Annotated in this window: 20 protein-coding genes; 16 read left to right on the top strand and 4 right to left on the bottom strand. The window is 45.2% G+C overall.

Features of this window, described 5'->3' with window-relative positions; translation table 11 throughout:
• Positions 1-35 precede the first annotated feature (35 nt).
• From GON05_RS23945 to GON05_RS23935, 3 genes are all read left to right on the top strand, one after another.
• Positions 36-836 (top strand): Cof-type HAD-IIB family hydrolase, encoded by an 801-nt coding sequence (locus tag GON05_RS23945; RefSeq protein ID WP_181646683.1) that lies wholly within the window; start codon positions 36-38, stop codon positions 834-836.
• Positions 837-951: 115 nt separating this feature from the next.
• Entirely contained in the window at positions 952-2664 is a 1713-nt protein-coding gene (locus GON05_RS23940; protein WP_157322591.1) for a hypothetical protein, read from the top strand.
• 3 nt (positions 2665-2667) lie between these two features.
• Entirely contained in the window at positions 2668-4107 is a 1440-nt protein-coding gene (locus GON05_RS23935) for a tetratricopeptide repeat-containing glycosyltransferase family 2 protein (protein ID WP_157322589.1), read from the top strand.
• A 58-nt stretch (positions 4108-4165) separates the two neighbouring features.
• On the opposite strand, the gene GON05_RS39415 is transcribed toward GON05_RS23935, so the two are convergent.
• The gene (locus GON05_RS39415; protein WP_127454711.1) at positions 4166-4249 is read right to left on the bottom strand and encodes a hypothetical protein; all 84 of its coding nucleotides are present in this window, start codon (positions 4247-4249) and stop codon (positions 4166-4168) included.
• A gap of 159 nt (positions 4250-4408) precedes the next feature.
• Here GON05_RS39415 and GON05_RS23930 point away from each other — a divergent pair, with 159 nt between their 5' ends.
• Entirely contained in the window at positions 4409-5485 is a 1077-nt protein-coding gene (locus tag GON05_RS23930; RefSeq protein WP_157323231.1) for a hypothetical protein, read from the top strand.
• Between the two features lie 67 nt (positions 5486-5552).
• Here GON05_RS23930 and GON05_RS23925 read toward each other — a convergent pair whose 3' ends face one another.
• The gene (locus tag GON05_RS23925; RefSeq protein ID WP_127454496.1) at positions 5553-6182 is read right to left on the bottom strand and encodes a nitroreductase family protein; all 630 of its coding nucleotides are present in this window, start codon (positions 6180-6182) and stop codon (positions 5553-5555) included.
• Between the two features lie 178 nt (positions 6183-6360).
• On the opposite strand from GON05_RS23925, the gene GON05_RS23920 reads away from it, so the two are divergent.
• From GON05_RS23920 to GON05_RS23880, 9 genes are all read left to right on the top strand, one after another.
• A complete protein-coding gene (locus tag GON05_RS23920) occupies positions 6361-6642 on the top strand; it encodes a hypothetical protein (protein WP_246239435.1) in 282 nt (93 codons plus the stop codon).
• Positions 6643-6704: 62 nt separating this feature from the next.
• Positions 6705-7178 carry a 6-carboxytetrahydropterin synthase QueD gene (gene queD, locus GON05_RS23915; protein ID WP_157322585.1) on the top strand — a complete coding sequence of 158 codons (474 nt, stop codon included), beginning with the start codon at positions 6705-6707 and terminating at the stop codon, positions 7176-7178.
• Complete coding sequence (locus GON05_RS23910; RefSeq protein WP_127454490.1) at positions 7178-7858, top strand: 7-carboxy-7-deazaguanine synthase QueE; 681 nt, start codon at positions 7178-7180, stop codon at positions 7856-7858. Before queD ends, GON05_RS23910 begins: the two co-directional genes overlap by 1 nt.
• Before the next feature lie 65 nt (positions 7859-7923).
• The gene (queC, locus tag GON05_RS23905) at positions 7924-8622 is read left to right on the top strand and encodes a 7-cyano-7-deazaguanine synthase QueC (RefSeq protein ID WP_157323229.1); all 699 of its coding nucleotides are present in this window, start codon (positions 7924-7926) and stop codon (positions 8620-8622) included.
• 35 nt (positions 8623-8657) lie between these two features.
• Positions 8658-9335: a response regulator transcription factor gene (locus tag GON05_RS23900; protein WP_181646681.1), complete on the top strand. Its 678-nt coding sequence runs from the start codon at positions 8658-8660 to the stop codon at positions 9333-9335.
• Positions 9332-10726 carry a HAMP domain-containing sensor histidine kinase gene (locus GON05_RS23895; RefSeq protein ID WP_157322584.1) on the top strand — a complete coding sequence of 465 codons (1395 nt, stop codon included), beginning with the start codon at positions 9332-9334 and terminating at the stop codon, positions 10724-10726. Before GON05_RS23900 ends, GON05_RS23895 begins: the two co-directional genes overlap by 4 nt.
• Before the next feature lie 111 nt (positions 10727-10837).
• Entirely contained in the window at positions 10838-13951 is a 3114-nt protein-coding gene (locus tag GON05_RS23890) for an efflux RND transporter permease subunit (protein ID WP_157322582.1), read from the top strand.
• Between the two features lie 12 nt (positions 13952-13963).
• A complete protein-coding gene (locus GON05_RS23885) occupies positions 13964-15262 on the top strand; it encodes an efflux RND transporter periplasmic adaptor subunit (protein ID WP_157322580.1) in 1299 nt (432 codons plus the stop codon).
• A 37-nt stretch (positions 15263-15299) separates the two neighbouring features.
• Positions 15300-17015: a hypothetical protein gene (locus GON05_RS23880; RefSeq protein WP_157322578.1), complete on the top strand. Its 1716-nt coding sequence runs from the start codon at positions 15300-15302 to the stop codon at positions 17013-17015.
• A 280-nt stretch (positions 17016-17295) separates the two neighbouring features.
• Here the strand turns inward: GON05_RS23880 and GON05_RS23875 are convergent, their stop codons facing one another.
• A complete protein-coding gene (locus GON05_RS23875; RefSeq protein ID WP_157322577.1) occupies positions 17296-18201 on the bottom strand; it encodes an AraC family transcriptional regulator in 906 nt (301 codons plus the stop codon).
• Between the two features lie 154 nt (positions 18202-18355).
• Here GON05_RS23875 and GON05_RS23870 point away from each other — a divergent pair, with 154 nt between their 5' ends.
• The 3 genes from GON05_RS23870 (at position 18356) to GON05_RS23860 (ending at position 21744) form a co-directional block, all read left to right on the top strand.
• Entirely contained in the window at positions 18356-19198 is an 843-nt protein-coding gene (locus tag GON05_RS23870) for a sugar phosphate isomerase/epimerase family protein (protein WP_157322575.1), read from the top strand.
• Between the two features lie 3 nt (positions 19199-19201).
• Positions 19202-20221 (top strand): Gfo/Idh/MocA family protein, encoded by a 1020-nt coding sequence (locus GON05_RS23865; RefSeq protein WP_157322573.1) that lies wholly within the window; start codon positions 19202-19204, stop codon positions 20219-20221.
• A 140-nt stretch (positions 20222-20361) separates the two neighbouring features.
• Positions 20362-21744, top strand: a complete 1383-nt coding sequence (locus GON05_RS23860; protein ID WP_157322571.1) for an MATE family efflux transporter — start codon at positions 20362-20364, stop codon at positions 21742-21744.
• A gap of 175 nt (positions 21745-21919) precedes the next feature.
• On the opposite strand, the gene GON05_RS23855 is transcribed toward GON05_RS23860, so the two are convergent.
• Positions 21920-22687 (bottom strand): MerR family transcriptional regulator, encoded by a 768-nt coding sequence (locus GON05_RS23855; RefSeq protein ID WP_157322569.1) that lies wholly within the window; start codon positions 22685-22687, stop codon positions 21920-21922.
• Positions 22688-22703: the final 16 nt, after the last annotated feature.

Genomic DNA, 22703 nt, shown 5'->3' with positions numbered 1-22703 from the left:
GATAAAAAGGCTATGACTAAGGGAGCGAGAAGACCGTGAACTATCGTTTAATTGCATTGGATGTTGATGGAACGCTTTTGAATGACGATCATGAATTAACCGAGCAGACGATTGAAACGATTCAGGAAGTGCATGATCAAGGGGCACATATCGTCTTGTGTACAGGAAGAGCTCCTGACAGCACGCTGCCTATCCTGCAGCAGCTTGGATTAGAAGGAACGATGATTACCCATAACGGAGCCGCGACGGTTCATGCAGACGAACGAGGGAAATCGTTAGTGAATGAGTTTTCTTTTACGCTGCCGGAAATTGCCCCCATGTTGGATTACGTAAGGAGAGAGGGCATCCATTTCGATGTTTGCACATCTTTCAATATGTACATCGAGCGAATTGGCGAATACGAAAAAGAGATGTACACCAAGTTTCTGGTTAGTCCCAAACTCGTAACGGATGTATCTGAGTTAGGTTTGCCGATAGTGAAATTTACGCTTTTTAGTAACCCGGAGATCCTGGATCGTGTTCAACAGGAATGGGACGAACAGCAGCTGTATGGACATTTGCGGATGATTCGAAGCGGTGATTTATTCATCGATGTGATGAGCGCCAAAGCGAATAAAGGAAATGCGTTGAAGGCTTTAGCTGCATCCTTAGAGATCGATCCGAGCGAAATTATGGCCATTGGCAATTATTATAATGATTTGGAAATGATGGAGTTTGCCGGACTTGGTATCGCGGTAGAAAATTCACCGAACGGGGTGAAGGAAGCCGCGGATGCGGTAACCGCATCGAATAATGATGAAGGTGTGCATAAAGCCCTATTAAAATATTGTTTATAAGATAAATTTCCTATAAAATCCTCGATTTTTGGGGATTTTTGTCGTTTCAGGGGTTCTTCCGATTACCAGGCTATGGTAGAATGAGGGAAATAAACTAGACGACGGTGGTGTCATTATGGGGAAAGAACAGAGGAGTTTTAGTAGAAAAAAGAAACTGGTAGGGGCCATTGCCAGTACGGCGATGATTGCCGTGCCATTCTTGACTGTGCCTGCTGCGGCAAATGTGGAGACGGAAATTCCGATTTTAAACCACGATAAGCTGCAGACGATTGTTATTCCTGAGGGCGGGAAAACATATATCAATTTGCACACCCTCTACTATGCGGGTAGGGAGTTCCAGATTAATAATACTTCCACGCTGGCGACTGTAAACCAAAGTTTGTTGCGTTACGGCATTTTAGAAATAAACGCGAACCCGCTAGTAACAAATTCTCCGACTGGACTTGCCACATTTACGGTAACGGTAACCCCTTATGAGAGTGAAGCGACTTTCGACGACACCTTTAATGTAATTATCGTACCAAGTTCCGGAAGCGGGACGGGGCCAAATTTTAATATTAAAAATGTTGTTTCCGTGCTACAGAATTTCCCGTCTCAGTATTCAGAAAAATCAAAGATTGAAGAACTGATGGGACATATCGATCTTGCTTCACCAACAATCAAGAAAGACGATCCATATAGTCAACCTGGGAATCAAATTCCTGTGCCAAAAATGAATGTGACGCCGTTTGAGGCTTTTTCTGGTGTCGATGTGGATGTTAATTCTTATGGTGAAAGTCCGCTATCTTTTGATATTCATCAGTTTTACGAAGATCCCGACGATGAGTCGAATGAATTCAATGAGAATTCATATTTGCATGTTGTTTTCGCAACTTCAGGAAACGAATACATACGAGTCAATAATACGGAGTATGGACAAACTCTGACTCCACTTCAAGCAACAAGTGAGCCCGTGTATCTCCCTGTAGTTGTTTATGACAACGAGGGTGGTGTTGTTTCAGGGACAGTTCCCATTCTTGTACGGCCTTCGGAACGATTTGATATAGAGGAACGTGCTTCTATCACCCTGGATATGCACAATTATTTCAATAATGTAGACGACAGTTCCTATATTGATATGGAAATTATAAATATTAGCGAGGGATTTGGTAGTTTACCCAGCATAGACGGAACTCATGTTACGTTATCACCGCTTAACGGCATCTATAAATTCAAACATATGAAGGCAGATAGCGAGCAAGAATCCATCTGTTTTGTAGTGAAAGAGAATTACGATTTGTATGAAAATGAATTATCCAAGAGCTTTTTATATGAAAACAGCACCTTGGAATTTGACTTAAATCAAATGTTTCCGCAAGAGGCGGGGGCTTCTGTTCAATATTCCGTGTATCATGAGAATCCTTCAATCACATCGATTACATATGGAATTGATTTGACTGAAGGAAACAAGTTGTCTTTTACAGCGTCTAAAGATGCAGCTAATGGTGTTACAAACGAAGAACAACAAGCACCTAACAATTTCACGATCATTGCCAAGGATGTAGTCAATCATCATACCTATGTAGATCGAATCAATATTGCTCCGCGGAACCGAGATGATTCTCATTATACTATTTTTCCAGACAAATTATTCGATTGGCAGAGTAAAGGGGAAGATGTGACAGTTTCCTCAACAGATTCTGATTATCATTTTACGATTCAACATGGATGCAGCGTATATGTTCAAGGTGACAATTTGCCTCCAAATACAAGCACGACGGTTGTCCTTACCTTAGAGAATGGCAAAGTTGTATATAAAATCCCCTATACCTCATATGGACCAGCCTAATTGATGATGAAACAAATGAAACCATCGGTCAGTGAACTTTTAAAACAGAGGAATTACAAAGAAGCGGAGCTCGCGGCCAAAGAGCACATTCGGGCTAATTCATTAGCAGCGCAAAACTGGGTGTATCTTGGGGAAGCTCTCATGCATCAAGGCTATGGGAGCGCATCGACCAAAGCGTTTTATCGTGCTTGGCTGCTCGATCCTGAAGCGACTTGGGTGGTGCCGGTACTAGATGCACTCAAAGAAATCCCTGCTGGTGATGAAAGGGTAGATATTGAGGGACTTCTTCATGTAAGAAAAGTAACGGTGTCTGCCGGAATAATCACGTACAACATGGAAAACACGATTGAGCGTTGTTTGGATTCGCTGCAAGGAGCAGTTGATGAGATTGTTCTTATTGATTGCTCTACGGACAGGACTGCTGAACTTGCTTCGCAATATCCGAATGTCACGATTATTCCTTTTGTTTGGGTGGATGATTTTGCCGCCGCGAGAAATGAAGGTCTTCGACACATGAAGTCGGATTGGGTATTTTGGATGGATGCGGATGAGCATTTGGTAAAAGAAGATGTGAATGCTATACGCGAAGCGGCTGGTCTTTATCACCAAACGGCAATTCCCGCCATATTATGTTTATGGCAAATCAACTCCATCCAAAATCATATCAATCATAATTTTTCACAAGCTCGTTTATTCCCTTTAGGAAAAGGCCTGAAGTACTGGGGAAGGGTTCATGAACAGGTGGGCACACAATCCGGCGTCTATAATCTCGAAGCACAACGTTTTAAGGTAAAAGTAAGAGTGCTGCATGATGGATATGAACCATCGGTCATGAAGAACAAGCAGAAAATCGAACGGAACCTGAAGTTACTGTATAGGATGGTTCAGGAGGGGCCTGATGATCCCGCGGCTTGGTTTTATCTAGGACGTGATCTGATCGGGGCAGGCAAAGAACTGGAAGCCATAGAAGCGCTTCTTGAGGCGGAACGCAGAGCATTAGCTCAACCCCTTTTTGGCAGGTTGCTTGATGTGTATAAATATTTGATGGAAATAAGTTATCATCGGAAAGAATGGGAACATGCGCTGATGTACAGTACGAAGGCTTTAAGCCATCATCCCGACTTTCCGGATGCCCATTACATGATTGCTCAAGTCCGTATAAAGCAAGCGGATCAGCTGTATACAGAAGCGGAAGCAGGGATGAGAAGAGCGAGAGAAGCCTTCCACTCTTTCCGTCATATGGTTTCGCCCGAACATGAAATAGGGGAATGGAAGGTGGATCTAGCCCTTGCAGAAATCGCGCAAAGAGCTGGAAAACCATCAGCCGCCAAGGCGATATATAAGCAAACATTGAAGCAGTATCCGCAAACGGCTGGTTTAATAAGCAAGAAACTCGCCGCCATCGATGCCGAACGGAAGCGTTTAAATCAACAAAGCGAATAAAAAAAAGGCTGTCCCCCCTCATGAAGATGAAGGGACAGCCTTTTTAGTTAATCAAAAATTAAAGAACAAATGCGCTAGTGATGATAACCAGCAAAATGAAAAGAACCAAGATTGCACCTACGCTATTGTATCCAGCAGACATGTCAGAATCCCTCCCTTTTGACTCTATAGGATAGCATATGAAGTAAAGGGCAGAAGTGTATAGACGTTTATCCTGTATACTCATATTTTGGACGATATTGGGACAATCTACAGAAGAATTATTAGATCTGTAGAGGAGGCGAAGAAAGTCGTGGCCGATATGATGCTTAGACCCGACCTGAAAACAGCAGGCGGAGAAGTCTGCGATATGATGTACAATGGGGAGTTTGTCGGTACGTTAACGCTAGTCTACAGGGAATCGGATCGACTTAAAGGCTCGATTCATCTGGAGCGGCAGTCCATTGCACAAGAGGACAAAGAAAGTGTCTATGAATTTGTCCAGTCGTATATTCAGAATGTCATTGATGCACTGGATATTACGGAATGCGAAGTAGTAGTCAGCTATAGTGATTATGATTTTGTGATCGCGACCGACCATGCCATTGGGCCAGTGATGGAGGAAGACGATAACCGAACAACTAATTACTATTTGGATGATGATGACGCTGATTATGAATGGGTGAACGATGATGAAACCAGATTTGATGATATCGAGGGAACGAACGGACCCGAAAGTTTGCACATGATTGAGCAGCGCAGGCAGCAATTGGGGTACGAGCTTGTCAATGTTGGTGAGTATAGAAACCGAGTGGAATATCATGTATACGATAAAGAATCGGAATTGGTTGCTGAAGTTATCACGCACGTGTACGGTTCAGATGTGATTGGGGAAGTCACCTGGCAATTTGATCCTTTTGATGAAGAAATGGACACGGTGACGGAATTGGTTGTAGCCGATTACGATGAAGATGAAACGGATACGTTCATTTTCAATATGATTTTTGATGGTGAAATGATTGACACTGTAGAGCTAACTCACATCGATTTATTGGAGCTTGTAGATGATATTAGGGAAGAATCATTAATTCCGCCGAATCCAGAGGATTATACGATTATTTTGGCCAGGGATGACGGGGATACGTTGACGTATGAAATTTATCAGCAATCGTACGGCGGTCTTCCGATCGGGACGGCAACGGTGGATATTAGTTCCCGGCAGTTAACCGGTTTTATTGACTTCAGGGAGCCGGGAGATTCCGATGATCGTGAGCTGATTGCGGCTTTGTTGTTGGAAGAGTTGGATAAGGAAAAAGAGTACGAAACCTTCAATGTGTCCATGCTGTATCGGAATAAATTGATTGATGAAATTTGGTTCGAGACCGATCAATTGCATTGACCTTGGAGAAAAAAGAAAAGGCATGAACTCCCATTTTGCTAGGAGAGCCATGCCTTTTTTTATTGGATTAGAATGTGTTGGAAACAGTAATTTGATCTAGGGACAAACGGCCGGATGGACGAGCTGGAGTAGCCGCCAAACCAACACTGATTAGCATAACAGGTACGTAACGAGCAGGAACGTTGAATGCTTCAACGAATTTCGCCGCGTCATATCCGCCCATCGGACAAGTGTCATAACCCATTGCTTTAGCAGCAATCATAAGCTGCATAGCGGCAAGGGAAGCATTGCGAATCGCTTCGTCACGAGCAACTTGCGGGTATTGATAAACATTTTCGATTTGAGCAACAAGTGTGTCTTTCACTTCTTTCGGCAAATGACCAGCTTCAACGGCTGGACCGAAAACAAGCTCAGCATTTTTGTTCGCTTCAAGATCACCCAGAACGGCGATAACTACGGAGCTCTCAACGATTTGTTTTTGACCGTATGCAATTGGAAGCAATTTCTCTTTTTGGGCTTGATCGTCAATAACAACCAGCTTCCAGTGCTGAAGGTTCCATGCAGATGGAGCTTGGGAAGTGGAAGTAAGGAGCTGCTCAAGATCAGCCTTCGGCATTTGGTGCCCTGCTTGATATTGCTTAACGGAATGACGGTCTTCCAAAACTTTTAAAACAGCGGATTGTACTTGTGTGCTCATTGAAATGCCTCCAAAAATAATATTATTGTAAAATTATAGAAATTATATTAAAAATTGTAACTCGAAAACAACAATTTACTGTAATCTTAAATGTTATAGTTAGAGTTGTCAAGGGGTCTTCCGTGATGTCGGAAAATGTTGGATAATGGAAGGAAGAAAGGGGTTGTCCCTCTTGAAAATGACGCAAAAAGAGTTGAGCCACCTTGTATTTCTATCGGAAGTTGTCCTGACAGGCAAGAAAAAAAGCCTCATGGAAGAAACACTGCAATGCCTGCTCTATATTGTAAAATCATTGGAAGAGGTTGATCTGCCGGAGACGGTTATCGATCAAATCGAATGTTTGATGGCAACGATTGAATCGGATTTGCGTGATGAAAACGAGCGGATGCAGGAAATCAGGGGCCACTTGGACTGGACGCAAAAGCGGAGGCGGAATCCGCCAGATGTTGATAGATTGTGAGAAGTGCTCACTTCATGATATAATGTAGAGTACTGTTTTTTTATAATTAAGAGGTGATAGATATGAGCTATGAAATCCCAAGAGATGTGCAAATGTTGGGACGTGACATCACAGAGAACCAATTAAAATATCATCACAAATCCGTTTTGATTTCTAAGGAATTTACGTTTGACAGTGCGCATCATTTGCATTGTTATGAGGGAAAATGTAAAAATCTGCACGGCCACACCTATAAACTGCAAGTTATTATGCGCGGTAAGGTGGATAGCCGAGGGATCGCAATTGATTTTGGGGATATTAAACGTATTGCAAAAGAACGCGTCATTGATCGCTTGGATCATAAATATTTGAATGAAGTGCTGCCCCCTATGAATACAACGGCTGAAAATATGGTTGTTTGGATGTACGAGGAGATTCATCAGGCACTTCTGGATGAAAAGCTGTACCCAGCCATTAAGCTGGAAGAAATCCGGCTGTGGGAGACGCCGACCTCCTACGCGGCCATCACTCGCTCGATGATGGAGGAGGAAGAGTAATGCGAGATATCCGCATTCCGATGGTCGAGATCTTCGAGACGGTTGAAGGCGAAGGGACCCGTGCCGGGTTCCCGACGGTCTTCGTCCGTCTTTTTGGTTGCAACCTGCGCTGCACGTGGTGTGACACCAAGTACAGCTACCCGCCCGCTGAAGCGGAGAACGTCATGACCATTGCTGAAATTGTCAGCAAGGTCACTTCGTTCCGCTCCCGGCATATTTGCCTCACCGGCGGCGAGCCGCTCCTGTACGGCGAGAAGTCGCTCGCATTGATCGAGGCGCTCGCCGAGCTGGAGCAGGTCGACGACCTGCACATCGAGACGAACGGCGCAATCGATCTCGCGATGTTTGTAGAGCGTGTTGCCTCGCCGAAGGTGCGATACATTATGGACTTTAAGCTCCCTGACTCCGGTGAGATGGAGCAGATGATTGTCAGCAACTTCGGCTTGCTGCGCGAGCAGGATGAGCTGAAGTTCGTGATCGGCAGCGAGCACGACTTCCGCACCGCGGTGGACGTGCTGGAGAAGTATCCGACGAAGGCGCTGCCGATGTTCAGCCCGGTGTGGGAGACGATGCCGCCGCACAAACTCGTCCAGCATATGCTGGAAGCGGGACTTTCCAAAGTAAAGCTGAATATGCAGCTGCACAAGATCATTTGGGATCCGGCGATGCGCGGCGTTTAGCCGCGCGCCAGCCGTGGTATCCCTTTTTTCAGTACAATAAGAAAAAATGAGGTGTCATGATGAGCATGAACAGCGATAAGAAGAAAAGAGCCGTTGTTATTCTGAGCGGAGGTCTGGACAGTACCACTTGCATGGGAATTGCCAAAGAGGCGGGATACGACCTGTACCCGATTTCTTTTGACTATGGACAGCGCCACAAAATTGAAATTGAAAATGCGAAGCAAGTCGCAGAGCATTATGGCGTGAGCCAGCGCCACAAAATTATTAAGCTTGATTTCCTGCGTGATTTTGGCGGCAGCGCCTTAACGGACGATACCATTGATGTGCCGAACGTGATGAATGGAGAAGCGGAGGAATCCGAAATCCCGGTGACTTACGTGCCTGGACGTAATTTGCTCTTTCTTTCCATCGCAACGTCTTATGCGGAAGTAACAGGCTCCGAGGCGATCTACATCGGTGTGAATGCCCTCGATTACAGCGGTTACCCGGATTGCCGTCCGGAGTTTATTCATAAGGTGGAAGAAGTCATAGCCCTGGCAACGAAAGTTGGTGTGGAAGGGAAAGGCATCACGATTGAAACGCCTCTGATTGATTGGACGAAAGCGAAAATCATCGAGGAAGGATTGAAAATCGGAGTTCCCTATGAGCTGACGACTTCTTGCTACAACGGAAAAGCTGAAGCCTGTGGCGTTTGCGATAGCTGCCGTCTGCGTTTGAAGGGCTTTGAAGAAGCGGGCTCGAAAGATCCGATTCCGTATCTGTAAGTAGTTCAATAGCTGAATGAAAGGCAGGGCGATTCGTGACCAGAATCATGGTGGTGGATGATGATGCGGACATCAGGGAGCTGATACGTGTCTATTTGGTTGGAGAAGGTTTGACGGTGACGCAGGCGAGCAATGGTGTTGAGGCGCTCAGCATGCTCGAAACGACCCCGGCGGATTTGGTCGTCCTGGATATTATGATGCCCCTGATGGACGGTTGGGAATTATGCCGCGAGCTAAGGGCGCGATACGAAGACTTGCCTCTGCTCATGGTAACGGCCAAAAGCGAGTCCGTACATAAGGTGAAAGGGTTCCAGCTTGGCACGGACGATTACCTCGTGAAACCTTTTGACCCTTTGGAGCTGGTGATGCGGGTCAAAGCATTGCTGAAACGCTATCGCATTAACGCTTCGCAGACTATCTCGGTCGGCAATGTCGTCATTGACCGAACGGCCTTTGAAGTTCGTTTGCCAGATCAACGACTGTCCCTCCCTTTGAAAGAATTTGAATTGCTTTATAAGCTGGCCAGCTATCCGGCTCAAATTTTCACGCGAACCCAGTTGATTGAACAGATCTGGGGGATCGATTACGAAGGCGATGATCGGACCATCGATGTGCATGTCAAAAGGTTGCGGGAGCGCTTCGAGCCGCTGACCGAAGAGTTTCGGATTTCCACGATCCGAGGATTGGGGTATAGACTTGAGGTGAAAGCATGATCAAGTCGCTCTACCTCCGTGTGGTGCTGACTTTCTTGGCCGTTGTAGTCGTGAGTGTGTCTGTGGCCTTTCCGCTCGCAACGTTATTTTTCAGAAGTTTGATAACGAGCGAATTTCAGGATGAAATGCTCACCATAGGCAGTCAGATCGTTAAGCTTAGCGAAGATATGCAAGTGAGGCAGTTGGATACGTTCGTGACGGAGAGCAATCGGTTTAATGAAAATTACATTTTTACGCTTTTCAATGAACAGGGCGAGCCGATGACGGCAGTTTCATTAAATAAAAAGGGAGTCCCCCGTATCAGCGCCTCAGAAGTCGCCTATGTTTTGAACGGCAGCATATTCAAAAGCTTGGATTATGGTTTGATCAAAGATCCGCTTGGGGAGATGAAAGTTGGCATTCCTCTTGTGCTTGGTGAGAAGACATTCGCGCTCTTCATTCATCCGAATTTATCTGAAACGACTCGTCGTCAAGTACAGACAGCCATTATTACGGTTCTTGTTATTGTGCTTGTCGTGGGCAGCCTGCTCATTCTCGTTGCTTCGCGATACTTGGTTAATCCGCTGAAGAAATTGACAGTGGCTACGCAGCGGCTCGCTCGTGGGAATTTTAACGTGCATGTTGCTGTGAATCAGAAGGACGAGCTGGGACAGCTGGCTGACAGCTTCAATCATATGGCTGGCGAACTGAAGCAGCTTGAGCAGATGCGGCAGGATTTTGTTTCGAATGTATCGCATGAGTTTCAAACTCCGCTTACGTCGATCCGCGGCTTCTCTAAAGCATTGCGTGGGTCTGAAATCGATGAGTCAGAGCGTCTGCGTTACCTGGAAATCATTGAACGGGAAAGCGATCGGTTATCCCGGCTAAGTGACAATTTGTTAAAATTGGCTTCGCTCGAATCCGAGCATCACCCGTTTAACCCAACTACGTTTGACTTGGATGAACAACTGCGAAGAATTGTTGTTTTCTATGAGCCATTATGGTCTGAGAAACAGCTTGATATGGACTTGTCATTGCCACGTGTGAAAATTTCGGCGGATGCCGATCAATTGAACCAGGTTTGGATGAACTTGATCGGAAATGCGGTCAAATTTACGCCTGTGGGCGGGCATATTTTTGTCAAACTTGTCCCCTTAAGAGATCGTGTTCAGATCTGGGTTCAGGACAACGGGATTGGGATTTCGGAGGAAGATCAAGGACGGATTTTCGAAAGGTTCTATAAAGTAGATCAAGCTAGGCAGCGCGATACGGGAAGCGGGCTCGGGCTTGCCATTGTAAGAAAAATCATAGACCTCCACCAAGGCACGATTGAAGTTCGGAGCGAAGAAGGAAAAGGGACTCGATTTTTAGTAACTTTGCCAATTTTAACCTATACCTTGAAGAAATCATGAACACGGAAGCTTGGAAAGTTTATTTCCAGGCTTTTTTGGCGTTTGTTCATATTGGGTTCATATTTGAAATGTATCTTATAGAAACAATCATTAGATGAGGGGAGTAAAGGAATGAATCGACTCACATACTTTTCCATGAAAAATGTTTCGGCATTATTCATTATCATGATCATGCTTTTTGTAGGCGGCTTGTATTCTTCATCGCAGCTTAAAGTAGAGAACATGCCGAACGTTTCTTTTCCGGTAGTTGCTGTAACGACTACGTATACAGGTGCACCAAAGGATGTCATGGATGAAATTACATCACCCATTGAGAAGAAGTTGGCTAATATCGAAGATTTGGATTCGATGACGTCGACATCAAGTGATAACTTTTCCATGATTATTTTGATGTTCAAACAAAATGTAGACACAGATAAGAAAAAGCAAGCTGTACAGGATATGCTTGCTGAAGTTTCTCTTCCAGCTACGGCTGGAACACCGAAAGCTTCAACTTTTGGCGCGGCTTCCTTCCCATCCAACTACTTAGTTGCTTATGCGGATAATGGAATCAGCCAAACGGAGCTTGATAAATCTTTTAAAGATAAAATCAAGCCAGCTCTTGAAGGAATTAAAGGGATTGACCATATGGACGTAATCGGCGCCAGAGACACCTCGCTGGATATTGAGCTTGATGCTGCCGCGCTTGATGTCTATGGTTTATCGCCAGGCATGGTATCGAATGCGATTAATGCTGCTGCGACGAAAAGTCCGATTGGCAGTGTAGAAATCAGCGGCAATGACAAGATGACGCGTGTAACGGGCAACTTGACCAGTTTGTACGATTTGGAGCAGCTGGAAATTACAACGCCAAAAGGTGATATCGTAACGCTTGATCAGGTTGCAAATGTCAAAGCGATTACGGAATCTGATTTCATCGGTCGACTGGATAGCAAGCCGGCGATTGGGATGATCTTGTACAAAGCAGGCAGTGCGAACGCGGTTGATTTCTCCGATGAGATTCAAAAGCAAATTAATGAGTGGAAAACAACTTTGCCTAACGTTACTTTCAAGAATACGTACGATAGCGCAGACCAAATTAACGAATCCATTGCAGGACTAATTCGTGAAGGTATCGTAGGGGCTATTCTGGCATCCTTAATGATCCTGATTTTCCTCCGTAATGTTCGGATGACGCTTATTGTTCTGGTTTCGATTCCACTTTCCATTTTGATTACTTTACTATTAATGTCTACCCTAGGATTAACGCTCAATACGATGACTCTCGGCGGTATTTTTATTGCCGTAGGCCGGGTCGTGGATGACTCGATTGTCGTTATTGAAAATATATATGCCTCCTTGCAGAAAGCACAGGAGCGTAATGAGTCCGTTATTGCTCTAGCAACGAAACAAGTATCAATGGCAATTACGTCCTCCACCCTTGCAACGGTTGGGGTATTCGCACCACTCGCTTTGGTTACGGGCGTTGTCGGCGGATTCTTTAGACCTTTTGCCTTAACAATTGCTTGTGCGTTGCTTTCTTCCTTGATTGTTGCTTTAACGGTTATTCCGATGCTGGCTAAGCTGCTTGTGCTTCGCAGTAAACCAAGCAAAGTTCATCATGATGAGTCGGCACCAACGAAGTTAACAACGTTCTATGAGAAAGTATTGACTTGGAGTTTGAAAAACAGAATCAAAACGCTGCTTATCTCAGCGCTGATGCTCGTTGTGACAATGGCCAGTACGATTCCATTCTTGTCCGTCGCCTTCTTGCCTGAATCAAGCGCCGCGACGACGATGTATTTCCAACTGAAATTGCCATATTCAACTTCTTTTGAAGCGACGGATGCAAAAACGAAGGAAATCGAAAAAGTCTTGTTAGATACGAAAGACTCAACTGGCGAGCCTGTTTTCAAATTTGTGGAATCCTTAGTCGGTTATGCCGGCAATGACGATGAGCGTACACCGTATGCATCACAAATTTTCGTTCAAGTAAATGACAAAGTAGATGGCAATCAAGTAAAAGATGAAATGAAGGCTTATATTCTCTCTGAATTGCCAGCCGGCTCTGAAGTTGAGCCAAAATCGATGGAAGGTGACTTCGGCGTTTCTTCGACGGACTTTGCCTATACATTGCAAGGCGATGACCAACTTCAACTGGAGAAAGCAGCTAAAATGGTTAAAGATAAGCTGCAAACTTTCCCAGAGCTTTCTGAGATTGAAGATAACTTAAGTGATGCTAAAACAGAAATAGAGATTGCTGTGGATCAGAATAAAGTAAGAGCTTATGGCTTAAGCGCCTCATCTGTTCGAGATACAGCACGCGCCTGGATTCAAAAACAAAGTCTGGGAGATATGAAATTCGATAATATCACATATACCACAACGGTATCGTTAGACAAATCGGATAAAAACACGCTTGAGAAACTGGGCAACATTCCATTAGCCGGATCAAATGGTTCAACGATTCTGTTGAAGGAAATAGCCAAAATTAACGAAACGAAAGGTGCTGCGTCCCTTGCACGTGAAGATCAGCAGCAGCTTGTCAAAGTATCAGCCAAAATTAATGATTCAAATAAAACCGGCGTAAGTGCTAAGCTTACCGCGGCATTAAAAGATGTTGAATTACCGGAAGGCGTAACACCGAAAGTGACGGGTGTTTCCGACGATGTTAATGAGAGCTTCGGTCAATTGTTCGTCGCGATGGGAGCTGCGATCTTCGTAGTTTACCTGATCATGGTTCTAGCTTTTGGAAACGCAAGTGCACCATTTGCTATCTTGTTCTCTCTACCGCTTGCGGTTATCGGCGGGTTGCTCGGACTCGTTATTGCGCACGAGCCACTAACGGTTACTTCTATGATTGGTTTCCTCATGCTCATCGGTATCGTCGTCACGAATGCCATCGTCTTAATCGACCGTGCGCAGCAGCTGCGCCATGAAGGCTACACGGTTCGCCATGCTTTAATCGAAGCAGGGAAAGTGAGACTTCGTCCGATTATTATGACAGCTGGAGCTACGATTATGGCTTTGGTGCCGCTGGCCTTAGGTATTTCTGCAGAGGGCGGGTTGATCGGTAAAGGACTTGGTGTTGTCGTTATCGGTGGTCTGATTACCTCTACGGTTCTAACGCTAGTTGTCGTACCTATTGTGTACGAGTTGATTGAAAGCATTAAGAACCGCATGGGTCGTATGTTCAATCGTAAAAAAAATGACCAAAACACAACCACAAGTACGATAGAGGTATAAGGAGGCACATAGATGATTAACGATAGTTCGAGAAAACGTAAATTTAAATATCGCTCGATGGGCGTAATTGCGCTATTGACCGCTGCTGCGGTCTTAGCGTCCGCCTGTTCCGCGCCAGGAGCCAAAGGGGCTGCGACGGTTTCGTTAGCGCCAAAAGCAGTTAAAACCGAGGTTATTAAGAAGCAAAAAATTAGCAATCCCATTGAGCAGGTTGCTGATGTAGCGGCAGGAACAACGCTGGATGTTGTTTCGAAAGCAAACGGTGAAGTTATGAACGTGGTGAAAAAACGCGGAGAATACGTGGAAAAAGGCGAAGTGCTATTCACTATCGATAATAAAGACGCCTTATCCGCACAACGCAAAAATGAGCTGGCTCTAAAAACCGCTCAAGAATCTTTACAACAGGCAAAAGACAATAAAGTGAACAACCGCAAGGATATGGCGGACAATGTGACAAAGGCACAAACCGCTTTGACTAACGCACAGCAAGATTACAACAAAATGCGTAATGATTTTGATGCAGGTACGGCGGTTCAACATCAAGTGGACCAAATGAAGCAAGCTTTGGACAGTGCGCAAATGAATTTGGAAGCAGCGCAAAGCAAGCTGTCGGCTTTTGACAATTCCGATTCGATCTCTTCCGCTCAAACGCAGGCAGAATCTGCCAGCTTAGCCTTAGAGGATGCGACGCGCTCCTTGGAGAATTATGAAGTTAAGGCACCGGGCAGTGGCGTACTAACTGACTTCAATGTGGTCGTTGGACAAACGATCTCCGCGGCTGCCGGTAAGGTCGGTCAAGTTCAGCAAATTGATCCGATTAAAATCAAAACGGAGCTTACGGAAACCAATTACCAGCTTGTAAAAGGGAAACAAGAGTTGGTTTACTATAATCCAGATACACCGGACAAAAAAGGAACAGCAAAAATTAGCTATTTAGCTCCGATTATGAGCGCGGCATCCAAAACATACACGCTTGAGTTGGAAGTTCCAAACAGTGATCACCAGCTTCAGCCAGGTAGCAGATTCATGGTGCAGCTAACGACGGAAACCGAAGAACAAGTTGTTGCGATTCCAACGTTAAGCGTAATTCGTGAAGAATCAGATACGTTTGTGTTTGTTGAACAAGGCGATCAATATGTGAAACGTAAAGTGAAACTTGGACGTATCAGTGGAGAGTTCCAAGAAGTAATAGATGGCGTCAAAGATGGCGAGAAATTAGTCACTTCCGGACAAAACACATTGAAGGACGGACAAAAGGTAGAGAGCGCTAGTGCTTCCCCAGCCGCGAGTGCGACACCGGCAGCGAAATAAACCAGCAGCGAAACTACACAAAGAGGAGCGTATATACATGAAAAAAAGACCATGGAAAAACAGTCTGACCGCGATTATGCTTGGCGCCATGATCGTGCAAGGCGGCACCGCCGTATGGGCAGCCGATGCTGCGCCAACAGCGCCAGTGAGTAGCCCTTCAGTTAATTATGGACTGACAAGTGACATCCGCGCAGCCGTGAAAAGTGTAGCCGTAACTCCAACGGCTACCGGTTCACAGCTTGCTGTCACTGTTCGCTTATACAATGGAGGCGTGACACAGAACCGGGTGCCTGAGCATGAGCTTCGCGTGCAGACTTCCACCGGCGTGTCCTATACGCTGAAACCAAGCGGAACCAATAAAGAGTCCTTACAGCCGAAAGAAATCGGCGAGCTTGTTTATATGACAGCCGTTGATACGAAGGAGATCGGTACAATTGATCAGTTATCCTTCGTCAACGTTGACGTTTACTCATACCCGAAAGTGGAAACAACGCTGCTTGCAATGCCAACCACTTCCGTATGGTATGGTGCAACGGGAAGTGCGGCGTTGCAAAGTCTTTCTAACATTGCTTGGGGTCAATCCTTCTCGATCCCAGGTGTTAACTCCGGATTAACCTATACAGCAATTGAAGCTTCCATGCAAAATACAACCGCAGGCCGTGTAGCTGTCGTTACTGTTCTTGCTAGCAACCCTGGCACAGGCCGCGAAACAGTACCAGCATTCCGTATGGATGCACAGTCTGAAACGAAGAACTACGAAGGAAAACGCGCGGAAGTAGAGCCAGTCACCTTGGAAGCCGGCGAGCAAAAATATATTCATTTTGCCATCCCGGTTGAAAATGGTGTGACCTTGTCTGACTTGGTTGTCTTGTCAACAGATAACTATGTTCCTAAGGGTGGAACTGATGCGGCGACATTAGCGACAGGTAAATTGGCTATTGCATGGCCGAAAGAGCAAGGGACTTCAACAGCAGTTCCTTATACGATCGGTCAACCGATCGCATTCGATGCCTTGACGAAAGTGGTCGACAAGTCCACACAAGTCTCTTTGATGGAACTTCACCTGCATGAAAACCCAGGCGAGGGTTACAAAACTGCCGTAGCCAAGTTCAAACTAACGAACACGAGCACAACGCCAATTGCATTGCCTGCCTTCGCATCGGAATTGGTGAGCACACAAGGTTTAACGTACCAAGGAGCTCGTCAAGCCAATGTGACACAAATGATGAACCCGGGTCTCAGTTACGTCGTAAGCTACTCTTACATCGTACCGCAATCGGAAACAGGAACCAGCTTCTCCTTGAAGTTGCTTGATTCTGTTGCAGCTTCACCGTACACAACAACAATTGCAGCACTGCAAACGGATCTGCAGCAGGAAGATACTGACTCAACGATTTCCTTGTATCCATTTGATCTTAAATTCAATGATGTGACAGTTAACTCGGTAACGACACCTCAATTGACTTACACGTACAAAGTACGTCTTGATTTGGGTATTGAGCAAAAAGAGAATGTTGTCGTAGACAATAACTTCTCCAAATTGAGATTCGAGATCGTCGATAACGCGGGTCGCGTCATTGGCTCCAAAGATGCGGCTTTCAATGGCGACAATAAATTGATTAGCGGCGTACAGACGTTGGATGCTTCGAACATTACAACGGATCAATTCAGCTATCCATTCACTGTGAATGTGTATGAAACCATTGAAACGGCTAATGGTACAGCAAAACGTTTGTTGAAAGTCATTAAATAAAATGGATTCTAAAAAAGCACCCAGTATGGGTGCTTTTTTGATAAGCGCAGGTGGCCACGTTGGATGATATCCAATGAAAACACCAGTAACGCATCTAAATTGTTCAGTTCATTGGACGAAATCCAATAGAGCGGCCGTATTCATCGCATTAGCGCCGCGATTTATCAATCTCATTGGATTTCATCCAATAAGATTGCAAATTAAGCCTTCAAATCACAGTGTTCATTGGAATTCGTCCAATGCAATGAGCCCTGTGATTTCTTTTTATAATGAGAGGAAATTAAACACGCGCCTTCACCGATTTCGCATAATCCGAGGGTGACATCCCCACTGTTTTCTTAAAGTCTCTGGAGAAATAATGGATACTAGCGTATCCGAGCATCGCGGCAATTTCCGTAAAATTGTACCGGCCTTCTCTGATATAGGTTTTGGCTTGTTCGATTTTCAGCGATTTGAACGCTTCTAACACACCGGTCTGCATTTGTGACTGGAAAAGCTCCTTCAATCGGCTTTTTCCCAAATGAAACGTTTGGCACAACTGATCCTGGGTGAACGATTGCGATAGATTGTCCTTTAAATAAGCGATGATTTGCTGAACGATGCGTTGTTCGGCTTTTTCTTTTTGTAAAGAGGACTGCTTAATCCTGGTGGCTGGATCTATCGTTGAAGCGGCCGACTTTTGATTGCGAATCAACGTGATAAGCAGCGCTTCCAAATATGTTTTGATCAACTGCTCGCTGGCAAAAGGGGCTCCCGGATTCCGTTCCAGATGATGCACAGAAGGCTGATCAAAGGGAGGTAGAAAAGCTTGAAACCCCTCTTGGATGATGAGGGATAGCATATTTCGTTCCCGGTCGCCCAGCGGTAAAATTTTATTTTCAAAATCAGACATCGCTTCCGACGCGCATTCGAAGGAAATGACGATAAGATTAGGCGGTTTATGCTCATGTTTTACGCTAACGGTATGGAATTCTTCCGGTTTATGAAAAATCATATGCCCTTGCTGAAGCGTGTGGATGTGATCATCGGCCCGAACCTCGACCTCACCTTTGTCGACATATAGAATTTCCCAAAAGTCGTGTTGTTCGCCGTCAAACACATATCCCTTTGCATACTCAAAATAGTGAAAGGAAATGAGATTTTGAATGGTTAGTGATTCTTGAAGCTGTATGCGTGGGAATTCCATGCTGTCCGTCCTTTCTTAGCGTCGTTGTGGTGATAGGACCCAGCCTTATTTTATCATATTCGTTTTGGCAAAAGTGCAAATAAATCGGCTTTTTGGATAAATCTTATCCGGCCCGCGTCTTTTATAATAAAGGTAAGAGACGGAGGCGATAACGATGAAAAAAGGGATAAATATTTGGTCATTTCCAGGCTCCATGAAGGTGGAGGAATGTATAGCTGTCGCGAAGGATGCCGGGTTTGACGGTATCGAATTGGCTTTGAACGAAACAGGCGAGCTCAGTCTTGAAAGCAATGAAAGCGAAATCAAAGAATACCGCAAGATGGCTGACGATAAAGGCATTGAATTAACGAGTTTAGCCAGCGGTTTATATTGGACGTACCCTATAACGAGTGGACATGCCGGGACGCGTCAAAAAGCGAAGGATATTATCAAAAAGCAGCTGGAGAACGCAGCGATTTTGGGCGTAGACACGATATTGGTTGTGCCTGGTGCGGTTGGCGTAGATTTCATTCCGGACTCTGAAGTGGTGCCATATGATCAAGCCTACGATCATGCACTGGAAGGGTTCAGTGAGTTGTCTGCGGTTGCGGAATCTTTGAAAGTATCCATCGGCATTGAAAATGTTTGGAATAAATTCTTGTTGTCACCTTTGGAAATGAGAGATTTCATTGATAAAATCAATTCGCCATATGTAGGTTCCTATTTCGACGTAGGGAATGTCTTATTTGCCGGTTACCCGGAGCACTGGGTTACAATTTTAAACAAGCGTATCAAAAAAGTTCATTTCAAAGATTATCGCCGCGCAGCGGGAGGTTTGCATGGATTTGTTGATTTACTTGCAGGCGATGTGAACTATCCGGAAGTCGTGAAGGCGCTGCAATCAATTGGCTACGAAGATTATGTAATCGCTGAGATGATTCCTGGCTATACACATCACGGTCAGCAAATCATTTATAATACATCAGGTGCTATGGACGCAATTCTGGGGAGGAAATAAGCCATGTTGAAAATCGGATTAATCGGGTTAGGTTTTATGGGGAGAACACATCTGGAAAACTATATTCGCCTCGAAGCCGAAGGGGTTCCAATTAAAGTCGTGGCTTTATGTGATATTGATATCGAGAAGCTGGAAGGGAATGCATCCGGAGGGAATATCGATACAGGTTCTTCCGGCATTGACTTCAGCGTTTACAATAAGTATACAAGCGTTGCCGATATGCTTGAAAAAGAGCAGCTGGACTGTGTAGATATGACACTGCCAACGTTTTTGCATCGAGAAATTTCCATTCAATGTTTGAATAAAGGTCTACATGTTCTGTGTGAAAAACCGATGGCACTGAATGCCGAAGAGTGCAAGGACATGATTGAAGCTGCCGAGCAAAACGGGAAACAATTGATGATCGGTCAATGCCTGCGCTTCTGGCCAGCCTACGAGTATTTGAAACAAGCCGTTGCGAACGAAACGTATGGCAAGGTTCTCGCTGGGTACTTCTACCGCGGCGGCGGAACGCCAACTTGGGGACCATGGCTGCTGCAAAATGCCAAAAGCGGCGGAGCTCTTCTCGACATGCACGTGCATGACATCGATATGATTAACTGGTTGTTCGGTAAACCGGAATCCGTCTCCACTTTGGCTCGTAACGTCGTGCCGGGCAGCGGGTATGATGTTGTTTCAACCAACTATTTGTACGAAGACGGTAAGGTCATCAATGCGCAAGCGGACTGGACGCTGCAAGGGGATTATGGCTTCGATATGCAGTTCCGCGTTAACTTCGAAAAAGGTAATATCATTTTCAATGCAGAGGGACTTAAAGTGAACTTGAACGACGGTCCTGGCTTCAAACCTGAGATCTCTGCGGAAATGGGCTACTACCAGGAACTCAAATATTTCGTTGAGACTTTGATTTCCGGACAAAACGTAGCAACAGCTACACCTTTCAGCACGATGGACAGCATTGTCATTGCAGAAGCTGAAATTGAATCGGCGGATAATCGCGGTGCATGGGTTCGTGTAAAATAGCTTCGAAACATAGAGCAACCTTGGACTTCCTCGAAAGAGAAAATCCAAGGTTGTTTTGTTGGATATTAGTAGCATTTGACTGAAATCGCTTACGTATCCTAAACTAAAGGCATTTGAAAAATTGAGGAGCACAGAGGAAAATGATAGACACTCAGTCAACAGCAACATGGAAAAAGCTAAGTCTATTCGCCATCACGTGGCCGATCTTCATTGACTCCGTTCTACGGATGATGCTCGGTACCGCGGATGTGTTCATGCTCAGTCGGATTTCGGATGAAGTAACCGGAGCTGTCGGGTTAGTAAATGAAATTATCGTATTCTGCATCCTGATGTTTGGTTTCGTCGGAATCGGAACGAGTGTTGCAGTAGCCCAGAATTTAGGTGCAGGAAGGGCGAAGGAAGCGAGTCGCATTTCGGCATTGGCGATAACCATCAATTTATTATTTGGGATCGCTGTCAGCATCGTCTTGGTCGTATTTGGCGAATCGATCATGCAGCTAATGAACTTGGCTCCTGACCAGATTGCCATAGCTAAGAAATACTTGAACCTGATCAGTGCTTTTATATGGGTGGAAGCTCTGTCGTATGCAGTATCCTCCGTACTTCGTTCCAATGGCCAGACAAGAGATGTGATGTACGTGACGCTAGGCGTGAACGTGGTCCATGTCGTTGGGAACATCCTGCTTATCTTTGGGAACCTCGGATTCCCTGAGTGGGGAGTTACTGGGGCAGCGGTCTCCACGGTTGTAAGCCGTTTACTTGGAGTTATCGTCCTTTTTGTAATTTTATATCGTCGGATTCCGTTCCCGATTCGTTTCAAGGACTATCTCTCGTTTGATAAACGTATTGTGAAGCAAATCTTGAGCATTGGACTGCCTGCTGCGGGGGAACACTTGTCATGGCAATCTCAATATTTGATGATTGTGAGTTTTGTAAATATTATTGGTCAAGTCGCGTTAAGCACTCATGTGTATGTGATGAATATTACGAATTATTTTATGGCACTTGGTATGGCGATCGGTATGGGTACGGAGATTATCGTAGGCCATATGGTTGGAGCCGGCGAGTTTAAGGCAGCGTACCATAAGCTCATTCGCAGTCTGAGAATGACTTTCTTACTGACCTTTGTAGTTGTTGGTATCGCATCTATCTTCCGCAAAGAGCTGCTTGGATTATTTACGGATAATCCGGAGATTATTGCGATAGGATCGGGGATTTTACTGCTAAGTGTCATTCTGGAGCCTGGACGGACTTTTAATCTCGTTGTTATTAATTCACTCCGTGCGGCGGGTGATGCTAGATTTCCGGTTGCCATGGGTGTTCTCTCCATGTGGGGCGTTGCAGTGCCGCTTGCGTATTGGCTCGGCATTCACATGCACATGGGACTTCTAGGTGTATGGATTGCCTTTGCTTGCGACGAATGGTTGCGAGGTTTGATTATGTATTTGCGGTGGAGAAGCCGTGTATGGGAAAGCAAAGCGCTGGTGAAACCTGCCGGCGGCGGCGTAGCAGCCAACTCATAACCGAAAAAGCACAGGGCCCCTAAGGGTTCCTGTGCTTTTTTGGCTTGGAAGGTTGACATACACATGGCTGCTGGTGGCTGGCTGGTGTAATACTATTCTATTCAAGTTTCTTCTAAATAACTGGATGTTTGCAGGATATGATAGAAAAAATGCTAGTGTCCCGTACACTGGGCGATTACTCTCTAAAACCTGTATAAATGCGGATGGCATCTCTCAAAAATTGTGCGGTTCCTGGTTGTTTATCATCATAGTAAGCCTTAAATCTCTCATCATCCACATACATTTGGGCTAGACCGGCATGTGCCTCTTTGCTGTATTCGCTCCAGTAATAGGATAGCCATTGCTTGTGCAAATCCGCGGCTTTTTGGGCGGCTTCTCCGGCCGGATCCCCTGTTTTGAAAGCTTCTGCAAGTGTGGATATGACTTCATGGCTCAGTCTCGTAATCTCATCATGCTCAGCTTGCGTCATGTTTTTCACTTTGTGATTCGATTTATTTACTTGCTCATCGCCATATTTCTCACGAATCTCTTTCCCGTACTTATTCTCGTTCTCATCGATCAGTTGTTGTTTAAAGCCCTCGAATTTCTCTGTATTTGACATAGTGGATATTCTCCCTTCATGTAAGGCTATCGTTTTCTCCACATTAGCAATCAAGGCATCCAGCTGCGCTCTTTTGTCCAGGAGCTGTACATGATGTTCTTTAAGAGCATCGGCTCCATGGAAAGTGGGTGCTGTGATGATGTCTTTAATGCGCTCCAGATTCACACCTAATTCTCTATAAAATAAAATTTGCTGCAGCCTATCAACCTCCGCCTGCCCATAGATGCGATATCCGGAGGAATTGATTCTTGCCGGCTTAAGAAGTTCAATCTCATCATAATATCGAAGCGTTCTAGTGCTCACACCTGCTAATTTCCCAAGACTCTGCACGGTGTATTCCATCTGTTCACCTCCTGAC

Origin of the sequence: Paenibacillus anseongensis (assembly GCF_009757995.1) — a bacterium.
In the GTDB taxonomy this organism is placed as follows: Bacteria; Bacillota; Bacilli; order Paenibacillales; family NBRC-103111; genus Paenibacillus_E; species Paenibacillus_E chondroitinus.
Note: the sequence above shows the minus strand (reverse complement) of the source record. Positions and strands in the feature narration are given on the sequence as shown.

Coding starts and splice junctions, on each gene's coding strand:
- GON05_RS23940 (WP_157322591.1), top strand. CDS start 952: ATGGGGAAAGAACAGAGGAGTTTTAGTAGAAAAAAGAAACTGGTAGGG.
- GON05_RS23935 (WP_157322589.1), top strand. CDS start 2,668: ATGATGAAACAAATGAAACCATCGGTCAGTGAACTTTTAAAACAGAGG.
- GON05_RS39415 (WP_127454711.1), bottom strand. CDS start 4,249: ATGTCTGCTGGATACAATAGCGTAGGTGCAATCTTGGTTCTTTTCATT.
- GON05_RS23930 (WP_157323231.1), top strand. CDS start 4,409: ATGATGCTTAGACCCGACCTGAAAACAGCAGGCGGAGAAGTCTGCGAT.
- GON05_RS23925 (WP_127454496.1), bottom strand. CDS start 6,182: ATGAGCACACAAGTACAATCCGCTGTTTTAAAAGTTTTGGAAGACCGT.
- GON05_RS23920 (WP_246239435.1), top strand. CDS start 6,361: ATGACGCAAAAAGAGTTGAGCCACCTTGTATTTCTATCGGAAGTTGTC.
- queD (WP_157322585.1), top strand. CDS start 6,705: ATGAGCTATGAAATCCCAAGAGATGTGCAAATGTTGGGACGTGACATC.
- GON05_RS23910 (WP_127454490.1), top strand. CDS start 7,178: ATGCGAGATATCCGCATTCCGATGGTCGAGATCTTCGAGACGGTTGAA.
- queC (WP_157323229.1), top strand. CDS start 7,924: ATGAACAGCGATAAGAAGAAAAGAGCCGTTGTTATTCTGAGCGGAGGT.
- GON05_RS23895 (WP_157322584.1), top strand. CDS start 9,332: ATGATCAAGTCGCTCTACCTCCGTGTGGTGCTGACTTTCTTGGCCGTT.
- GON05_RS23890 (WP_157322582.1), top strand. CDS start 10,838: ATGAATCGACTCACATACTTTTCCATGAAAAATGTTTCGGCATTATTC.
- GON05_RS23885 (WP_157322580.1), top strand. CDS start 13,964: ATGATTAACGATAGTTCGAGAAAACGTAAATTTAAATATCGCTCGATG.
- GON05_RS23880 (WP_157322578.1), top strand. CDS start 15,300: ATGAAAAAAAGACCATGGAAAAACAGTCTGACCGCGATTATGCTTGGC.
- GON05_RS23875 (WP_157322577.1), bottom strand. CDS start 18,201: ATGGAATTCCCACGCATACAGCTTCAAGAATCACTAACCATTCAAAAT.
- GON05_RS23870 (WP_157322575.1), top strand. CDS start 18,356: ATGAAAAAAGGGATAAATATTTGGTCATTTCCAGGCTCCATGAAGGTG.
- GON05_RS23865 (WP_157322573.1), top strand. CDS start 19,202: ATGTTGAAAATCGGATTAATCGGGTTAGGTTTTATGGGGAGAACACAT.
- GON05_RS23860 (WP_157322571.1), top strand. CDS start 20,362: ATGATAGACACTCAGTCAACAGCAACATGGAAAAAGCTAAGTCTATTC.
- GON05_RS23855 (WP_157322569.1), bottom strand. CDS start 22,687: ATGGAATACACCGTGCAGAGTCTTGGGAAATTAGCAGGTGTGAGCACT.